This is a genomic window from Burkholderia sp. lig30, from assembly GCF_000687455.2.
Taxonomy (GTDB): Bacteria; Pseudomonadota; Gammaproteobacteria; order Burkholderiales; family Burkholderiaceae; genus Burkholderia.
In genome coordinates, this window is the sequence record NZ_JGVW01000067.1 from 32126 (window position 1) to 49129 (window position 17004).

The 17004-nt window shown below is 67.1% G+C and carries 16 protein-coding genes and 3 tRNA genes; 11 read left to right on the plus strand and 8 right to left on the minus strand.

The features are described from left to right. Positions 1 to 53 precede the first annotated feature (53 nt). The 6 genes from LIG30_RS09375 to LIG30_RS09400 all read left to right on the plus strand — a co-directional run bounded on the left by LIG30_RS09375 (position 54) and on the right by LIG30_RS09400 (position 5187). Positions 54 to 599: an NUDIX hydrolase gene (locus tag LIG30_RS09375; RefSeq protein WP_038711547.1), complete on the plus strand. Its 546-nt coding sequence runs from the start codon at positions 54 to 56 to the stop codon at positions 597 to 599. 12 nt (positions 600 to 611) lie between these two features. Further along, entirely contained in the window at positions 612 to 1376 is a 765-nt protein-coding gene (gene aat, locus LIG30_RS09380; protein ID WP_038711548.1) for a leucyl/phenylalanyl-tRNA--protein transferase, read from the plus strand. Between the two features lie 33 nt (positions 1377 to 1409). Next, positions 1410 to 2240: an arginyltransferase gene (locus tag LIG30_RS09385; RefSeq protein ID WP_038711550.1), complete on the plus strand. Its 831-nt coding sequence runs from the start codon at positions 1410 to 1412 to the stop codon at positions 2238 to 2240. Between the two features lie 212 nt (positions 2241 to 2452). Continuing rightward, a complete protein-coding gene (locus LIG30_RS09390) occupies positions 2453 to 3490 on the plus strand; it encodes a quinone-dependent dihydroorotate dehydrogenase (protein ID WP_038711551.1) in 1038 nt (345 codons plus the stop codon). 95 nt (positions 3491 to 3585) lie between these two features. Further along, complete coding sequence (locus LIG30_RS09395; protein ID WP_038711554.1) at positions 3586 to 4380, plus strand: cystine ABC transporter substrate-binding protein; 795 nt, start codon at positions 3586 to 3588, stop codon at positions 4378 to 4380. A 114-nt stretch (positions 4381 to 4494) separates the two neighbouring features. Beyond that, the gene (locus tag LIG30_RS09400; protein WP_038711628.1) at positions 4495 to 5187 is read left to right on the plus strand and encodes an amino acid ABC transporter permease; all 693 of its coding nucleotides are present in this window, start codon (positions 4495 to 4497) and stop codon (positions 5185 to 5187) included. Positions 5188 to 5377: 190 nt separating this feature from the next. Here the strand turns inward: LIG30_RS09400 and LIG30_RS09405 are convergent, their stop codons facing one another. From LIG30_RS09405 to rnr, 5 genes are all read right to left on the minus strand, one after another. Beyond that, positions 5378 to 6094 carry a FadR/GntR family transcriptional regulator gene (locus LIG30_RS09405; RefSeq protein ID WP_038711556.1) on the minus strand — a complete coding sequence of 239 codons (717 nt, stop codon included), beginning with the start codon at positions 6092 to 6094 and terminating at the stop codon, positions 5378 to 5380. Positions 6095 to 6357: 263 nt separating this feature from the next. Continuing rightward, on the minus strand, positions 6358 to 7056 hold the full coding sequence (gene rpiA / locus LIG30_RS09410; protein WP_038711557.1) for a ribose-5-phosphate isomerase RpiA: 699 nt from the start codon (positions 7054 to 7056) through the stop codon (positions 6358 to 6360). 65 nt (positions 7057 to 7121) lie between these two features. Further along, a complete protein-coding gene (locus LIG30_RS09415; RefSeq protein WP_038711558.1) occupies positions 7122 to 8000 on the minus strand; it encodes an N-acetylmuramoyl-L-alanine amidase in 879 nt (292 codons plus the stop codon). A 13-nt stretch (positions 8001 to 8013) separates the two neighbouring features. Beyond that, a complete protein-coding gene (gene rlmB, locus LIG30_RS09420) occupies positions 8014 to 8760 on the minus strand; it encodes a 23S rRNA (guanosine(2251)-2'-O)-methyltransferase RlmB (RefSeq protein WP_038711560.1) in 747 nt (248 codons plus the stop codon). A gap of 145 nt (positions 8761 to 8905) precedes the next feature. Further along, positions 8906 to 11362 carry a ribonuclease R gene (gene rnr, locus LIG30_RS09425; RefSeq protein WP_038711561.1) on the minus strand — a complete coding sequence of 819 codons (2457 nt, stop codon included), beginning with the start codon at positions 11360 to 11362 and terminating at the stop codon, positions 8906 to 8908. A 232-nt stretch (positions 11363 to 11594) separates the two neighbouring features. Here rnr and LIG30_RS09430 point away from each other — a divergent pair. The 4 genes from LIG30_RS09430 (at position 11595) to LIG30_RS09440 (ending at position 12549) form a co-directional block, all read left to right on the plus strand. Continuing rightward, positions 11595 to 11681, plus strand: a tRNA-Leu gene (locus LIG30_RS09430). 114 nt (positions 11682 to 11795) lie between these two features. Further along, positions 11796 to 11963 carry a hypothetical protein gene (locus tag LIG30_RS26785; RefSeq protein WP_160326688.1) on the plus strand — a complete coding sequence of 56 codons (168 nt, stop codon included), beginning with the start codon at positions 11796 to 11798 and terminating at the stop codon, positions 11961 to 11963. A gap of 133 nt (positions 11964 to 12096) precedes the next feature. Further along, a tRNA-Leu gene (locus LIG30_RS09435) sits at positions 12097 to 12183 on the plus strand. Between the two features lie 279 nt (positions 12184 to 12462). Beyond that, positions 12463 to 12549 (plus strand) — tRNA-Leu (locus LIG30_RS09440). 179 nt (positions 12550 to 12728) lie between these two features. Here LIG30_RS09440 and LIG30_RS09445 read toward each other — a convergent pair. From LIG30_RS09445 to LIG30_RS09455, 3 genes are all read right to left on the minus strand, one after another. Then, a complete protein-coding gene (locus LIG30_RS09445) occupies positions 12729 to 14432 on the minus strand; it encodes a SulP family inorganic anion transporter (protein ID WP_038711563.1) in 1704 nt (567 codons plus the stop codon). A 25-nt stretch (positions 14433 to 14457) separates the two neighbouring features. Further along, on the minus strand, positions 14458 to 15084 hold the full coding sequence (locus LIG30_RS09450) for a ParB-like protein (RefSeq protein ID WP_038711564.1): 627 nt from the start codon (positions 15082 to 15084) through the stop codon (positions 14458 to 14460). A 119-nt stretch (positions 15085 to 15203) separates the two neighbouring features. Further along, positions 15204 to 15746 (minus strand): GNAT family N-acetyltransferase, encoded by a 543-nt coding sequence (locus LIG30_RS09455; protein ID WP_038711630.1) that lies wholly within the window; start codon positions 15744 to 15746, stop codon positions 15204 to 15206. Positions 15747 to 16193: 447 nt separating this feature from the next. Between LIG30_RS09455 and LIG30_RS09460 the strand changes: the two genes are divergently transcribed. After that, a complete protein-coding gene (locus tag LIG30_RS09460; protein ID WP_051994942.1) occupies positions 16194 to 16961 on the plus strand; it encodes a TetR/AcrR family transcriptional regulator in 768 nt (255 codons plus the stop codon). Positions 16962 to 17004: the final 43 nt, after the last annotated feature.

Genomic DNA, 17004 nt, shown 5'->3' on the forward strand with positions numbered 1-17004 from the left:
AGAATGCCCCGCCCGGGTGATACACTCGCATCACCTCGTCCCTTCCACTCGACATGAAATTCTGCTCCGTCTGCGGTCACGAAGTCATCGCGCGCATCCCTCCTGGCGATAACCGCGAGCGCTTCGTCTGCGATCACTGCGGCACGATTCACTACCAGAATCCGCGTAACGTCGTCGGCACGGTCCCCGTCTGGGGCGATCAGGTGCTGCTGTGCCGCCGCGCGATCGAGCCGCGCTACGGCTACTGGACGCTGCCTGCAGGCTTCATGGAGATGGGCGAGACAACCGCCGAGGCCGCCGCACGCGAGACGCTCGAGGAAGCGGGTGCACGCGTCGAGGTGCAGAGCCTGTTTACGCTGCTCAACGTGCCGCACGTGCACCAGGTCCATCTGTTCTACCTCGCGCGGCTGACCGATCCCGCGTTCGAGGCGGGCGAGGAAAGCCTCGAAGTGCGCCTGTTCGACGAGGCGGAAATCCCGTGGGACGAGATCGCGTTCCCGACCGTCAGCCAGACACTGCGCTTCTTCTTCGCCGACCGCGAAGCCGGCGACTACGGCGTCCACACCGGCGACATCTTCCGCTCGCTGCGCAGCGGCTGAGCACCTCCCCTCATGGTTCCCTGGCTCGCCCCCGACGACCCGTTCCCGCCCATCGAGCGCGCGCTCGGCGAGGGAACCGGCGCGCCGGGGCTGCTTGCCGCCAGCGCCGACCTGCTGCCGGCGCGCCTCGTCGACGCCTACCGGCGCGGCATCTTCCCGTGGTATTCCGACGGCCAGCCGGTGCTGTGGTGGAGCCCGGACCCGCGCATGATCCTCGCGCCGCGCGAGTTCAAGGTGTCGCCGTCGCTGAAGAAAACGCTCAGGCGCGTGCTGCGCGAGCCGGGCTGGGAAGTGCGCGTCGATCACGATTTCGCCGGCGTGATGCGCGCGTGCGCGCAAGCGCCGCGCCGCGGCCAGCGCGGCACCTGGATCACCGCGGAGATCATCGACGCGTATTCGTCGCTGTATCGCGCCGGCAGCGCGCACAGCATCGAGACCTGGCACGACGGGCAGCGCGTCGGCGGGCTTTACGGCGTCGCGCTCGGCCGGATGTTCTTCGGCGAATCGATGTTCGCGAACGTCACCGACGCATCGAAAATCGCCCTTGCCGCACTCGTCGCGCACCTTCGCGAGCACGGGCTGGAAATGATAGACTGCCAGCAGAATACGTCGCATCTGGCGTCGCTCGGCGGCCGCGAGATCGCACGCAACGCATTCGTCGCTCACGTGCGCCGCGCAGTGGCCGAGCAGCCGATTCCGTGGCAGTTCGACAAGCGCGTGCTCGTCGGGCTGACGGGCTGCAGCGAACCCGCTGCCTCGCACGGCATCGTGCGCTAGCGCGGTACTTCACCCCTGCATCGAGAGCTGCCCATGACTCATCCGACTGAGCTGCCGCTTTCACCGCTATCGGCGCTGCAATTCTATGCGACGGCCCCCTACCCCTGCAGCTATCTGGACGGGCGCATCGCGCGCTCGCAGGTCGCCACGCCGAGCCACCTGATCAATTCCGACATCTACACCGAGCTCGTGAAGGCCGGCTTCCGCCGCTCGGGCGTGTTCACCTACCGCCCGTATTGCGACGGCTGCCGCGCGTGCGTGCCGGTGCGCGTGCCGGTCGCCGCGTTCGTGCCGAGCCGCACCCAGCGACGCATGTGGAAGCGGCACCGCGCGCTCGTCGCGATCGTGTCGCCGCTGCATTACGACGAGGAGCATTACGCGCTCTACATGCGCTATCAGGCCGCGCGCCACGCGGGCGGCGGCATGGATCGCGACAGCCGCGACCAGTACGAGCAGTTCCTGCTGCAAAGCCGGATCAACTCGCGCCTCGTCGAATTCCGCGACCTCGACGCGACCGGCGGCGGGCCCGGCACGCTGCGCATGGTCAGCATGATCGACATCCTCGGCGACGGGCTGTCGTCGGTCTACACGTTCTTCGAGCCGGACGAGCCGCACGCGAGCTACGGCACGTACAACATTCTCTGGCAGATCGAACAGGCCAGAAGCCTCGGCCTGCCGTACGTCTACCTCGGCTACTGGATCCGCGAAAGCCCCAAGATGGCCTACAAGGCGAATTTCCATCCGCTCGAGGGGCTGGTCGACGGCCGCTGGAACGTGCTCGATCCGGCGCGCATCGACCTGCCGCCCGTCGACGCCGCGTTCGCGCGCGCGCCGCTTCCGGGCGGCCATTCCGGCGCCGACTGAGCCGTCGCCGGCCGCCGCAGCCAGCCAAAATCCGCCACGCCACCGGCTGTATCCGCCGCTTCGCCCAGTCTCGCGACATCGGTTTCGCGGTGCCCGGCCGCGCCGCCGTCCGGTGCACGCCGGCCTGCCCGCACCCGGGAAAGCGAGCCCCGGCCGTACAACTCCCGGTAAAATGACGGGTTACCAATTTTCTGGCTGCCCGCCCTTTCGCCGTGTTCAGTTCCCTCTATCCGCTCGCCCGCGCATCCCTGTTCAAGATGGATGCGGAAGATGCCCACCACCTCACGCTGCGCGCGCTCGGCGCCGCCGGCCGCACCGGCCTCGCGTGCGCGCTGTCGGCCCGCGTGCCCGACGCCCCGCGCACCGTGATGGGCCTCACGTTCCGCAACCCGGTCGGCCTTGCGGCCGGTCTCGACAAGGACGGCGCGGCGATCGACGGCCTCGCGGCGCTCGGCTTCGGCTTCATCGAGGTCGGCACGGTCACGCCGCGCGCGCAGCCCGGCAACCCGCGCCCGCGCATGTTCCGGCTGCCGCAGGCCGACGCGCTGATCAACCGGATGGGCTTCAACAACAGCGGCGTGGACCAGTTCGTGAAGAACGTCCAGGCAGCCCGCTACCGCGGCATCATCGGCCTGAACATCGGCAAGAACGCCGACACGCCGATCGAGCGCGCCGCCGACGACTACCTGTACTGCCTCGAACGCGTCTACCCGTTCGCGAGCTACGTGACGATCAACATCTCGTCGCCGAACACGAAGAACCTGCGCCAGCTCCAGGGGGCGGGCGAGCTCGACGCGCTGCTCGCGGCGCTCAAGGACAAGCAGCAGCGCCTCGCCGACCTGCACGGCAAGCTCGTGCCGCTCGCGCTGAAGATCGCGCCGGACCTCGACGACGAGCAGATCAAGGAGATCGCCGACACGCTGCTGCGCCACAAGATCGAAGCGGTGATCGCGACCAACACGACGCTGTCGCGCGCGGCCGTGCAGGGCCTGCCGCACGCGGACGAGGCCGGCGGCCTGTCGGGGCGCCCGGTGTTCGAGGCGTCGAACCAGGTGATCCGCAAGCTGCACGCCGAAGTCGGCGACACGGTGCCGATCATCGGCGTCGGCGGGATCTTCTCGGGCGAGGACGCCCGCGCGAAACTCGCGGCGGGCGCGTCGCTCGTCCAGCTCTACACGGGCTTCATCTACCGCGGCCCCGCGCTCGTCTCCGAATGCGTGAAGGCGATCGCCCGCGAGCGGACGTCGTAATATAGAAACAGGCAAACGATATTTCCATATCAATTGCCTTTTTGCTATCGTCGCCCCCAGTGCATTGACCCGAAAGCGGGCAAGGAATCCACACGATGAAAATGATGCTGCTGAAGAAACTGATGGTTTCCGGGCTGATCGGTGCGTCGTTTGCGGCCGCGACCGCGCACGCAGCCGACCTCCTCGACGAAGTGAAGCAACGCGGCACGCTGCGGGTCGGTCTCGAAGGCACGTTCCCGCCGTTCAATTCGAAGAATCCGCAAGGCGAGCTGGTCGGCTTCGACGTCGACATCGCGAAGGCGGTCGCGGCGAAGCTGGGCGTGAAGCCCGAGTTCGTCACGACCGAATGGAGCGGCATCATCGCGGGCCTGCAGGCCGGCAAGTTCGACGTGATCGTCAACCAGGTCGGCATCACGGACAAGCGCAAGGACGTGCTCGACTTCTCGCCGGCGTACACGTATTCGGCCGCGCAGCTGATCCAGCGCAAGGACGACGCGCGCCAGTTCAAGTCGCTGGAAGACCTGAAGGGCAAGAAGCTCGGCGTCGGCCTCGGTACCAATTACATGGACATGGCGAAGTCGGTGCCGGGCATCGACGTGAAGACCTACCCGGGTGCGCCCGAATACCTGCGCGACCTCGCGGCCGGCCGTCTCGACGCGGCGCTCAACGACCGCCTGATGCTCGCGTACCTGCTGAAGAGTTCGCAGCTGCCGTTGCGCACCGGCGCAAGCGTCGGCGCGGGCAACCCGTCGGGCATTCCGTTCAGGAAGGGCAACCCGAAGTTCGCGAAGGCGATCGACGACGCGATGACGCAGCTCGAGGCCGACGGCACCTTCGCGAAGATCTCGGACAAGTGGTTCGGCATCGACGTGACGAAGCCGCTCAAGTAAGCACCCCGACATTTCCCGCCACGCCCGGCGGGACGAGGGCGGCATCCGCAACGATGCCGCCCTTTCTTTTGTTTCCGCGGTTTATGATTGCGCTTTCGCGTATTCATCCATTACATGTCCACCACCACCCTGCTCGTCCAGTCGCTGCCGGTTCTCGCCCAGGGCGCCGTGCTCACCGTCAAGTTCGCCGTGCTGTCGATGGTGTTCGGTCTCGCCGGCGCCGTCGTGCTGGCGACGATGGGCATCCGGCAGAGCGACGGGCTCGTCGGGTTCAAGCGCTTCTGCGTCAACGCGCTCGCGGCGATCGCACGCGCCTACGTCAGCGTGATGCGCGGCACGCCGCTGCTGGTGCAGATCTTCGTCATCTATTACGGTCTGCCAAGCCTCGGCATCTCGCTCGACCCGACCCCGGCGGGCGTCATCGCGCTGTCGGCGAACGTCGCGGCCTACATGTCCGAGAGCATGCGCGGCGCGATCAACGGCATTCATCGCGGCCAGTGGCTCGCGGCGTACAGCCTCGGGCTGTCGTGGGGGCAGACGCTGCGCTACGTGATCGGGCCGCAGGCGCTGCGCATCGCGGTGCCGAGCCTGTCGAACAGCCTCATCAGCCTGATCAAGGACACGTCGCTCGTCTCCGTGATCACCGTGACGGAACTGCTGCGCAGCGCGCAGGAAATGATCGCGGCCACCTACCAGCCGCTGCCGCTGTATCTCGCCGCCGCCGCGGTGTACTGGGTGCTGTGCCAGATCCTCGAATGGGTGCAGCGCTGGTACGAGAAGCGGCTCGCGCTGCCCGCGCGCCACTGAGGACGCCCGGCGCGGGCCGGGCGCAAAGCCGTCCGTGCCGGCGGCGCCGAAGCCTGCCGGACCGGCCGGAATCGAGATCGCCCGTCCAGGGTAGCGCCCCGCCCGCTCGACACTGAGCGAAACGCGACACGCCGGCGGCCGGCCGTCAGGATCGACGGCCGGCGCGCGCCGGACGAGCGAACCGCACGGCTCAGGCGCGCATCGGCACGTCGACGGAGAAATCGCGCGAGATTTCGTCGGCGCTATAGTCGATCAGCGCGAGCGAAGCCGCCTCGGCCTCGCGCGGATCGCGGCGCTCGATCGCCTCGACCACACGCGCATGCGCCTTGAGCGCCACCTCGTGCGCGCCTTCCTTCTGCGCGAGGCGCGGATTCACGAGCCGCACCGCGCCGCGAACGATCGCGGCCATTTGCTGGAAGAACTGATTGCCGCTCGCGTGAACGATGCGCGTGTGCAGCAACTCGTCCGCGGCATCGTAGCCGGCGTCACCCGGCTGCAGCACCTTGAACGCGTCGAATGCCTCGCGAATGCCGGCAATCTCCACCGCGCTCGCGCGCACGGCTGCCTGCGCGGTCGCGCGCGGCTCGATCAGCATGCGGAATTCGATCACGTCGCGCATGAACTGCGGATCGGGCTTGGCCCGAAACCGCCAGCTCACCACGTCCTCGTCGATCATGCGCCAGTCGCGCATCGGACGCACGCGCGTCCCGACTTTCGGGCGCACGTCGAGCATGTCGCGCGCGAGCAACATCGACAATGCTTCGCGCATCACCGTGCGGCTCACGTCGAAATCCTTCGACAGCACGTCCTGTGGCGGCAGGATGCCGCCGTACTTGTCCTCGACAATGCCCGCGACAAGCCCATCCATCACTTTGGCGACCAGTGACCGGTCTTTTCCCTGCTCCATGACACCTCCCCGTACGTCTATTTGCGAAAAACTGCTCCGCAGTTCCGCCGGCCCTGTCACGACTTTGTTCTTATGATCTATAAGTTGATGAGTTTCGGGGCTATTTCGCTATCTGGTAAACACCTGACAGGGTTATCCCTCTTTTGATTCAGCTGCTTTATAAGGTCTCAAAAAAAGCCCGGGAAGCGCTCTGCGCTCACCGGGCCACGACTTCCGCAAGATTCGGGCACATGGCGCACAACACGCGCCACACGCCGTCCGGCTCAACCGCGCGGCGGATAAACGATCGTCTCGACGCCGTCAGCCGTGCCGAGCAGGCACAGGTCTGCGCCGCGCACGGCGAACAGGCCGACCGTCACGACGCCCGGCCAGCCGTTGATCTGCGCTTCGAGCGCGCGCGGATCGGTGATCTGCAGCCCCTTCACGTCGATGATCTCGTTGCCGTTGTCGGTGATGTACGGCGCGCCGTCCTGGGTCACGCGCAGCACCGGCACGCCGCCGAGCGCGGTCACGCGGCGGCCGATCGCCGTGCGCGCCATCGGCACGACCTCGATCGGCAGCGGAAACGCGCCGAGCACCGGCACGCGCTTGCTCGCGTCGGCGATGCAGACGAACGTCTGCGCGACCGACGCGACGATCTTCTCGCGCGTCAGCGCACCGCCGCCGCCCTTGATCATCGCGCCGCTGCCGTCGATCTCGTCGGCGCCGTCCACGTACACCTGCAGCGATTCGACCTCGTTCAGATCGAAGACCTGGATGCCGTGCGCGCGAAGGCGCTCGGTCGTCGCGATCGAACTGGACACCGCGCCGCGATAGCGCGACTTGACGGCCGCGAGCGCGTCGATGAAGCAGTTGGCGGTCGAGCCGGTGCCGACGCCGATCACCGAGCCTTCCGGCACGTGCTGGATCACGTAATCGGCCGCGGCCTGGCCGACGAGGCGTTTGAGTTCGTCTTGAGTCATGGGGGATCTGAAGCTGTCAGAGTGCAAAAACCACAAGTTTACCGGATTACCGCCAGCGGCCCGGACTACGGCGCGGCGGCGCCCGACGCGTCGGCCGGCGGCGCCGCGCCGGGGAAATACTTGTCGAGCAGCGCCTGCGCGATCGCATCTGTTTCGGCATCCGGATTACCGGCGTAGTCCGACGGCCGGAAGTGCATCTGGAACGCCGCGAACACGCGCCGCGTGCGCGCGTCGAGCACACCGTCGACCGGCACGTCGTAGCCGTAGCGCGCGAGCTTCCACTGCAATCCGCGCACGTCGGCGGGCGCATTCGGCGCGCGGCCCGCGAGGCGCGCGGCGACCATCGCGCCGTCCGGCCACGCGCCGACGCCTGCGTCGGCGAGCGCGTGCCACGGAAACAGCGGGCCCGGGTCGAGCTTGCGTTGCGACGCGATGTCGCTGTGCGCGACGACGCGCGTCGGCGGGATGCCGTAGCGCGCGACGATGTCCTTCGACAGCCGGATCAACGCATCGACCTGCTCGCGCGGGTACGGCTGCCAGGTGCGGCCCTGCGGCGTGTCGACCGGGCCGAGGTTGACGTTCTCGATGCCGATCGACGCCGCGTTGAGCTCGGTCGCGCCCTGCCACGCGCTCGCGCCGGCATGCCATGCGCGCTCCGATTCGGGCACCAGCTGGTAGACGACCGGCACGCCGCGCTCCACGTGCGGATGCTCGGGCACGAGGTAGTGCGAGCTGACCGTATCGCCCGTCAGCACTTGCAGCGCGCCAGGCTCGCCGATCTGCGTGTAGTGCATCACGAGAAACCGCACGCGCGAATCGACGCCCTTCGCCGGATGACGCGTATCGGCGTAGTACGTCCCGCGATCGGTCAGCCCCGGCGCCGCGCACGCCGCAAGCACGGCGATCGTCGCAAGGGACGCGGCGAGGCGAAGGCGCGCGCGCACGATTGCCGCTCCGTCAGGCCGCCTTCACCCGGCGCTGCCGCACGGCTTCGTACAGGCACACGCCGCTTGCAACCGACACGTTCAGGCTCTCGACGCTGCCGGCCATCGGGATGTTCATCACCTCGTCGCAGGTATCGCGCGTGAGGCGCCGCATCCCTTCGCCTTCGGCGCCCATCACGAGCGCGACCGGACCATCGAGCTTCGTCTCGTAGACGCTCGCCGATGCGTCGTCAGACGTGCCGATGATCCACACGCCCGCCTCCTTCAGCTCGCGCAGCGCCCGGGCCAGGTTCGTCACCGTGATGTACGGCACGGTGTCGGCCGCGCCGCTCGCCACCTTGGCCGCCGTCGCATTCAGGCCGACCGCGCGGTCGCGCGGCGCGATCACCGCGTGCGCGCCGGCGGCGTCCGCCACGCGCAGGCAGGCGCCGAGGTTATGCGGGTCGGTGACGCCGTCGAGCACGAGCAGCAGCGCCGGCCCGTGGATGCCGTCGAGCAGCTCCGACAGGTTCTGCGCGAGCGGAATGTCCTCGACGCGCGCGACGACGCCCTGGTGACGCTCGGTATGCGCGAGCCCCCAGAGGCGCGTCTCGTCGGCCGCGATCAGCCGCACACCCGCTTCCTTCGCGGCGTGCAGGAAATCCTGCATGCGGCGATCGCGGCGGGTCTGGTCGTACAGCACCTCCGCGACCGTCGACGCATCGTGCCGCAAGCGTGCGGTCACCGCATGAAAACCGTAAAGAACCTTCAGACGTGACATGACTGGAACAACCTTCGATCAAACGCGCGACCGCGCAACGCACGGCCGCAATCCATGGAAATGTAAAGCGCCGCGTTCCCGGCCCGTGACCGGCAACGCGGCGTCTCGATACCGCCGGGCGCCGCGCAGGCGCCGCCCGGAACGGTCAGTACTTCTTGCGCGCGCGAACCTTCTTGGCCGTCGGCTTGGCCGGTGCCGCGCCTTTCTTCTTCGCGGCGACGCGCGCCCCACGCGCATCCTTGACGGCGGCGCTCGGCGCGCTCGCCGCCCGGTTGCGGCGCGCCGGCTCCTCCGCCGGCGGCAGCGCGCGCACGCGCGGGCCGCCGCGCTCGGCGCCGGGCGCAGCAGCCGGTGCCGCCACGCGCGGCGCCTTCACCGGCGTCTCGCGCACCAGCCGGAAATCGATCTTGCGCGCATCGAGATCGACGCGGCTCACCTGCACGCGCACACGGTCCGACAGGCGATAGCGGATACCCGTGCGCTCGCCGCGCAACTCGTTCTTGATTTCGTCGTACTGAAAATAATCCGAGCCCAGTTCGGTGACGTGCACAAGCCCTTCGATGAACAGCGTGTCGAGCTGCACGAAGATGCCGAACGACGTGACGCCGTTCACCATCCCGCCGTATTCCTCGCCGAGCTTGTCGCGCATGAAGTAGCACTTCAGCCAGGCCTCGACGTCGCGCGACGCCTCGTCGGCGCGGCGCTCGTTCGCCGAGCAATGCAGGCCCAGCTCCTCCCAGATCGCCGTGTTCGACGGCTTGCGCGAGCGCGCCTCGTCGTCGGCCTGCTGCATCGCGCGGGCACGCGGCGAAATCGCCGTGTTCAGCGCGATGCCGTCCGGCGCCTTCGGCATGTACTTCTTGCCCGACAGGATCGCGTAGATCGCGCGGTGCGTGAGCAAGTCCGGATAACGGCGGATCGGGCTCGTGAAGTGCGCGTATGCCTCGTACGCCAGGCCGAAGTGGCCGATGTTGTCCGGGCTGTAGACTGCCTGCTGCATCGAGCGCAGCAGCATCGGCTGCAGCATCTGCGCATCGGGCCGGTCGCGGATGTGCGCCATCAGCGCCGCGTAGTCGCTCGCGTGCGGCGTGTCGCCGCCGCCGAGCGTGAGGCCCATGCCGCGCAGGAATGCGCGCAGGTTCTCGAGCTTCTCCGCGGTCGGCCCCGCGTGCACGCGGTACAGCCCCGGATGCTTGTTGCGCTTCAGGAAGTCGGCCGCGCAGACGTTCGCGGCCAGCATGCATTCCTCGATCAGCCGGTGCGCGTCGTTACGCTGGCGCGGCAGGATCTGCTCGATCTTGCCCTGCGCGTTGCAGACGATGTACGTCTCGGTCGTGTCGAAATCGATCGCGCCGCGCTTCTGGCGTGCGGCGAACAGCGCCTTGTACACGCCGTACAGGTTCTGCAGGTGCGGCAGCAGCTCCGCGCGGCGCGTCGCCTCCGGCCCCTTCGTGTTCGACAGCACGGCCGCGACTTCGGTATACGTGAGACGCGCGGCCGAGTGGATCACCGCCGGATAGAACTGATAGGCCTTGATGTCGCCGCGCGCGGTGATGACGATATCGCACGCGAGCACGCAGCGGTCGACCTGCGGATTGAGCGAACACAGCCCGTTCGACAGCTTCTCCGGCAGCATCGGGATCACGCGGCGCGGGAAATAGACCGACGTGCTGCGCTCGACCGCATCGGCGTCGAGCCCGCTGCCGGGCTGCACGTAGTGCGACACGTCGGCGATCGCGACGATCAGCCGGAAGCCGTCGCCGCGGCCGACCTTCACCGGCTCGCAATACACGGCATCGTCGAAGTCGCGCGCGTCCTCGCCGTCGATCGTCACGAGCGGCACGTCGCGCAGGTCGACGCGGAAACGCAGGTCGGCGGGCCGCACCTTGTCCGGCAACGCGGCCGCGCCGTCGAGCGCGGCCTTGTTGAACTCGTGCGGCACGCCGTACTTGCGCACCGCGATCTCGATCTCCATGCCCGGATCGTCGATGTCGCCGAGCACTTCGAGCACGCGGCCGAGCGGCTGCGAATGGCGGCTCGGGAAATCGGTCAGCTCGACCACCACCACCTGCCCGACCTTCGCCTTCTTCGCGTTCTGGGTAATCAGGATGTCGTGGCCGATGCGCTTGTCTTCGGGCGCGACGATCAGCGCGCCGTTCTCGTTGAGCAAGCGGCCGATCACGCGCTTGTTCGCGCGCTCGGTGACCTCGACGACATGGCCTTCCGGCCGGCCGCGGCGGTCGTAGCCGACGATGCGCGCGAGCACGCGGTCGTTGTGCATCACCTTCTGCATCTCGCCGTTCGGCAGGAACAGGTCGTCCTGGCCGTCGTCGCGGATCAGGAAGCCGTAGCCGTCGCGATGGCCCTGCACGCGCCCGGCGACGAAATTGGACGGATGCGTCAATTGATAATGGCCGCGCTTGTCGAGCCGGATCTGGCCGTCGCGCTCCATCGCGGCGACACGCCGGAAGAACCCCTCGCGCTCCTGACGCTTGATCGTTAGCGCCTCGGCAATGTCGTTCGCGGCGAGAGGCGCGTCACTCGTACGCAGCACGCCGAGAATCTCTTCGCGGCTCGGAATGGGGTACGGATATTTGCTCAAGGGCTTGTCGATGGTTGTTCTCGTTGCGTTGGCGAGCGGTGTGCCCGATCGGGGCGGCTCGCGGGCCATTCTAACACCCGCCGCCGCGGCCCAAGCAGTGTTGCGTGTTGCGACCCCCGCCCGACACGCGGGCACTCACGAAACAGACGAATTCAAAAAAAGTGTTGACGCCCTTCGAGAGTGCTCTATAATGGCGGTCTTTCGCAGCGCAGTAAGCAGTCAAGCGAAACGTGCCCAGGTGGCGGAATTGGTAGACGCACTAGGTTCAGGTCCTAGCGGTGGCAACACCGTGGAGGTTCGAGTCCTCTCCTGGGCACCATCTGTTTTAAAAAGGTCGGCTTTATGCCGGCCTTTTTTCATTTCCGGCCCAAGGAAGCAAAGCGAAAGCGCTTGCTCGCTTTGCGCGATGCCTCGAAAGGCCGCACGCGAATCCATGGCGCGCCACCCCATCACCTCGCCCGACACTCGCCGCACCGCCGAATACCGCAATCCGCATCACGCAGATCAACGCAAACGGCACGTTCGCGCGCAGTTCGCACCACAGAGCCTCGACAAGCAGCTCGACCACACTCTCCTGCACGAATACCGGTCCGCCCACTGACGAGCGCAGCGCACGCATCGGTGGATTTCGATATTTTTTCGGAGAAGCGCCCGAAACCTATTGACACATTCTGAAGATCGTATATAATTACGGTCTTTCGCGATGCAGCAGTAAGCAACTCGACGAAAAACGTGCCCAGGTGGCGGAATTGGTAGACGCACTAGGTTCAGGTCCTAGCGGTGGCAACACCGTGGAGGTTCGAGTCCTCTCCTGGGCACCATCTGTTTTAAAAAGGTCGACTTTATGCCGGCCTTTTTTCATTTCCAGTCCAGGAACGCCGGCCCGGCGAAGCATGGCGCGTATCGTCACCTTCCACCGGCCGAGCACGATCTGCACACCCTCCTCCCCCGCCTCGATACCGCACACATCGGAACGCACGGCGACACGCTTTCACGCGCCGGAAATATTTTTCGCTCGCGGCCCCAAATAGCGTTGACATACCCGCTGACTCATTTATAATTTCATTCTTTCGCAGGCAGTAAGCAGTCAAGCGAAACGTGCCCAGGTGGCGGAATTGGTAGACGCACTAGGTTCAGGTCCTAGCGGTGGCAACATCGTGGAGGTTCGAGTCCTCTCCTGGGCACCATCTGTTTTAAAAAGGTCGGCTTTATGCCGGCCTTTTTTCATTTGAAAAAGCCTGCATCCGCGGGCTTTTTTGTTTTTCAACCGACGTCCGTCATCACATGGATCCCGGCATCACCGATGCCGGCGACGCGGGATCGACTGCGACCGCCAATCCCGCCCCCTCCGCTGCCACGCCGCCCGTCACGACGCGCGCGCCGCCATCAATTGCTGCAGACTTTCGTCGACGCTCAGTTCGTACATCGAATCCGCGCGCAGCATGTCATCCGCCGCGCGATGCAGCGCCCGCAACGTGTGCAGCTTGAGCCGCACCAGCACGAACCGCTGCCCATGCGCTACGCATTCGGCGGCGAACGAGCGCAGCGACTCGATCGTCGTGCCGTCGACGTCCGGCGTCTCCTCGAGGCTCAGCATCACCGTCTGCGTGCCGGGCGCCGCCTTCAGCAACAGCCGGACCTGCCCCAGCATGCGCTCCACATTCCCAAAGAAAAGCTGCGCCTCGGGCCGCGCGATCAGGACGCCGGGAATCGCCTTCGCGTCCGGATGAATCGAGACGTCGACGAAGTCGTGGCTGTCGCGCAAGCGGCCGAGCACGCTCACGTTCGGCTCCGACAGCTTGCGCAGCGTCACGAGCAGGCTCACGCCGATCGCCGCCAGCAGACCGTGCAGCACGCCGAAGATGAGCACGGCGAGCAGTGCGGCGATCACGACGAGGCGATCGCGGTGCCAAGTCCAGTACGGCCTGAATACCGACGGATGCAGCGAATGGCTGACCGCGAAGATCACGATCGCCGCAAGCACCGGCTCCGGCGTGAGCGACAGTTGCGGCAGCAGCAGCCAGACGATGATCGCGATCACGCCCGCCGCCCACAGCCCGGCAAAGCGGCTCTGCGCGCCGGCCGCCTCGTTCGCCGAGGTCGCCGAGTAGCCGGCGCCGACCGGCATCCCGTGAAACAGCCCCGACACGAGATTCGCGCAGCCGAGCGCGACCAGGTCGCGATTCGTCGACACGGTGTCGCCATGCTTCAGCGCGAAATTGCGGATCGAGCCGTACGACTCCGCATAGAGGATCAGCATCAGCGCGAACGCGAGTTCGGCAGTCTGCATCCACCCGCTCCGGTCGAGCAGCGGAATGCCGAATTCGACGTGCTGGAAATCGATGCGTCCGACCACCGCTATCCCGTAGTGCTGCCAGTCGACCACATAGCCGGCCGCGATCGACAGCACGATCAGGATCAGCGTGGCCGGCACGCGCGACCCGCGCCCGAGCACGAACAGCAACGCGAGCGAACCGGCGCCGAGCGCGAGGCTGGCCGGATTGCCGTGCGAGAAACCGTGCACGATCTCGTACGCCAGGCGCGGCGCGTCGCTGTACTGCACGTGGATCTCGAGGATCTTCGGCAGTTGCTTGATGACGATCGTGAGCGCGAGCCCGAACGTGAAGCCGCGCAACACCGGCCGCGCGATGAAGTTCGACATGCCGCCAAGCCGTGCGACGCCCGCCAGGATGAACAGCACGCCCGTCATCGCGACGAGTGCGGCCGCGAGCGCGAGTTGCTCGGCGAGCCCCAGGCCCGACTCCGCGAACACCGTCGCGGCAAGCACCGCGGCGGACGACGAGGTCGACGATACGATCGCGAACCGGCTGCTGCCCGTCAGCGCGTACACGACGAGACCCGACAGCAGCGCGATGAGGCCGGCCTGCGGCGGCAGATTCGCGAGCCCCGCATACGCGACGGCTTCCGGGATCAACAGGCCCGCGATCGACACGCCGGCAAGCGCATCGCGCCCGACGCGCCGCATGCGCGGCAACGGTGGCTCGTTGAGTGCTGCGAAGTGCTCGGGACGCTGCGGATCGGCGTCCGTGGGGTTCAAAGGCATCGGCATGCGTTCGATTGGTGCGGGACTCACGTCAGGGTTTGGGCGCAATGAGGCCCGACCAGCCGGGCAGGTAACGCGCGTCCTGCTCGTGCGCGTGGCTCAGTGCGACGTCGAGCGCCTGCTCGAAATGCTTGTCGATCATGTCGAGCGCGACGCGCGGGCGCAGGAAATCGGCCCACAGGAATTCGCTGAACGGCGTCGCATCCTTCGCATAGCCGCCCGCCGTGCGCAGCTCGCCCGCGAGGCTGCGATACGGATCGTCCAGCAGGCCGGTCAGCACCTTGGGCAGATGCACGTAATCGTGGCGCGCGCCGTCGGGACCGAACGGATGCACCCACTGGTTATGCTCCATCATCCGCCAGAAAATCGTCTCGTCGAGCCACGACAGATCCTTGAGGAGCATCGCCTTGACGTCGCTCACCTCCTCCTCGATCAGCGCGAGCCCCAGATGATGATGGTCGACGATGTAGTGGTGCCCGCCCGGCCCGAGCACGGCGGGAAACCAGTGCGATGCGATCGCGGCCTTGCGCGCCGCCTTGTCGAGCGACTTCCAGTGCTTGCGCTTGGCCTTGACCTCGCGATAACCGACCGTCATCTGGGTCGGGCGCAGCGCGTCGAGCTTGACGGGAATGAGATGAACGTCGTGACCGAGTGTCATGTGGTCGTTTCCTGTGCAACGAATTTCGCCAACGATACTCCGGTTCGGACGTGCCGTTAAGGCCATGGCATCGCGGTCCGTGCCGCGTCGACGATCGCCGGCCTGCGCGATGCCCGCGATCAGGCGCTCAGGTCGGCGCGCTCGAGCCGATGGCGGACGTACGGCACGCGATCCTGGACGACACCGACCCGGCGCATCCCGAGCTTGCGCGCGACGTTCAGCGAATTCGCGTTCGCCGCCGCGATGTCGGCAACGAGCCGCGGCAACCGCACGGTATCGAACGCGTGGCGCACGAGGACGGCGGCGGCCTCGCTCGCGATGCCGCGCCCCCATGCCGTGCGCACGAGCCGCCAGCCGATCTCGACGTCGCGCGCCCCGCCCGCGAAGTCAGGGATCAGCAGCACCCAGCCGATGAACGTGCCGGGCGCCCCCTTCTCGAAAATCGACCAGTAGCCGAGCCCCGGCGGATAGTCGCGCTTGATGCGGTGTGCGACGAAGCGGCGATGCTCGACCGGATCGTGCCACGGGCCCGCGATGTACCGCGTGACATCGGGATCGCGGTCCATCGCGACGCACGCATCGAGATCCGCCAGCACACGCGGACGCAGCCACAGGCGGGCAGTTTCGAAGCGCGGAAGCGTTGCGGTGGGATCGGCCGGCATCGGAATTCCAGATTCTGCGGCGCGCATGCACGCGCCAGCGCATGACAGAGCGGATACGGGCGGAAATTCTAACGCATTGGCCTGCGCGCCCGCCGCGCCCGCCACCCGATCGGGATCGTGAATTTCATCGGGATTATTCCGGATCGTGATCGCCGTGCCGATCCTGTTCAGGCGCGAACGGCGCGGCATCGCCATGACGCAATCCGTCAATACACGTACGGCCGCGGCCCGAGCGCGCGCTCTTGCGCGCTGCATCACGCCGCGCGGCCCCGGCTGGCGCGGCCGCGCGGCGCGCGTGCTGCATGCGCACACGAGCGTAGAGGATTCGGTCGAGAATCAGCGCTTGCCGGCACCACCCCAGGCTTTTTATCTTAATCAAAACAGTTGTTTGAATTACATAATCGCAAGGGTGGTTCGCAGCCGGGCGACCGGCATGGGAGGCGGAACATGGCAGTGGGTCAGGCAGGCCACAGCCGGCAAGGCAGCGGCACGAAGGCGCGCATCCTCGATGCGGCCGAGGATCTGTTCGTCGAGCATGGTTTCGAGGCGATGTCGATGCGGCAAATCACGTCGCGCGCAGCGGTGAATCTCGCCGCCGTCAACTATCATTTCGGCAGCAAGGAAGCGCTGATTCACGCGATGCTGTCGCGTCGGCTCGACCAGCTCAACCAGGAACGGCTGCGCATCCTCGACCGCTTCGACGCGCAGCTCGGCACGCACGTCACGTGCGAGCACGTGCTCGGCGCCATGTTCATTCCCGCGCTGAAGGCGTCACGCGACCCCGGGCGCGGCGGCCGCGCGTTCCTGCGGCTGATCGGCCGTGCGTACACCGATCCGTCGTCGTTCGTGCGCAACTTCCTCGCCGCACACTATGCGAGCGTGGCCGGGCGCTTCTTCGACGCTTTCCAGCGCGCGCTGCCGAACCTGCCGCGCGCGGAACTGGGATGGCGGCTGCACTTTGCGATCGGCGCGCTGTCGGGCGCGCTCGCGGGCGCCGAAACCGACAGCCTCATCGACGATTTCTCGCAAGGCCGCACGATGGACGACGTGCAGATGATCGCGCGGCTGTCGTCGCTGATCGTCGCGGCGCTGAAGGCGCCGATGCCCGACAGTGCGGAGCTCGCGATATTCTCGGCCGTGCTCGATGACGCGGACGCGAGTGACGCGCCGGCCGGGCGTCCCGTCGCCGACGCGACGCCGCGTCACGCGGCATGACGCTCGCACGGGTGCCGCCGCGAGCGCCGCCCGCGCGCTGCCT

What these genes read in the sequence shown, in the direction of transcription:
- LIG30_RS09375 (WP_038711547.1), top strand. Translation starts at nt 54, where the DNA reads ATGAAATTCTGCTCCGTCTGCGGTCACGAAGTCATCGCGCGCATCCCT.
- aat (WP_038711548.1), top strand. Translation starts at nt 612, where the DNA reads ATGGTTCCCTGGCTCGCCCCCGACGACCCGTTCCCGCCCATCGAGCGC.
- LIG30_RS09385 (WP_038711550.1), top strand. Translation starts at nt 1,410, where the DNA reads ATGACTCATCCGACTGAGCTGCCGCTTTCACCGCTATCGGCGCTGCAA.
- LIG30_RS09395 (WP_038711554.1), top strand. Translation starts at nt 3,586, where the DNA reads ATGAAAATGATGCTGCTGAAGAAACTGATGGTTTCCGGGCTGATCGGT.
- LIG30_RS09400 (WP_038711628.1), top strand. Translation starts at nt 4,495, where the DNA reads ATGTCCACCACCACCCTGCTCGTCCAGTCGCTGCCGGTTCTCGCCCAG.
- LIG30_RS09405 (WP_038711556.1), bottom strand. Translation starts at nt 6,094, where the DNA reads ATGGAGCAGGGAAAAGACCGGTCACTGGTCGCCAAAGTGATGGATGGG.
- rpiA (WP_038711557.1), bottom strand. Translation starts at nt 7,056, where the DNA reads ATGACTCAAGACGAACTCAAACGCCTCGTCGGCCAGGCCGCGGCCGAT.
- rlmB (WP_038711560.1), bottom strand. Translation starts at nt 8,760, where the DNA reads ATGTCACGTCTGAAGGTTCTTTACGGTTTTCATGCGGTGACCGCACGC.
- LIG30_RS26785 (WP_160326688.1), top strand. Translation starts at nt 11,796, where the DNA reads ATGGCGCGCCACCCCATCACCTCGCCCGACACTCGCCGCACCGCCGAA.
- LIG30_RS09445 (WP_038711563.1), bottom strand. Translation starts at nt 14,432, where the DNA reads ATGCCGATGCCTTTGAACCCCACGGACGCCGATCCGCAGCGTCCCGAG.
- LIG30_RS09450 (WP_038711564.1), bottom strand. Translation starts at nt 15,084, where the DNA reads ATGACACTCGGTCACGACGTTCATCTCATTCCCGTCAAGCTCGACGCG.
- LIG30_RS09455 (WP_038711630.1), bottom strand. Translation starts at nt 15,746, where the DNA reads ATGCCGGCCGATCCCACCGCAACGCTTCCGCGCTTCGAAACTGCCCGC.
- LIG30_RS09460 (WP_051994942.1), top strand. Translation starts at nt 16,194, where the DNA reads ATGGCAGTGGGTCAGGCAGGCCACAGCCGGCAAGGCAGCGGCACGAAG.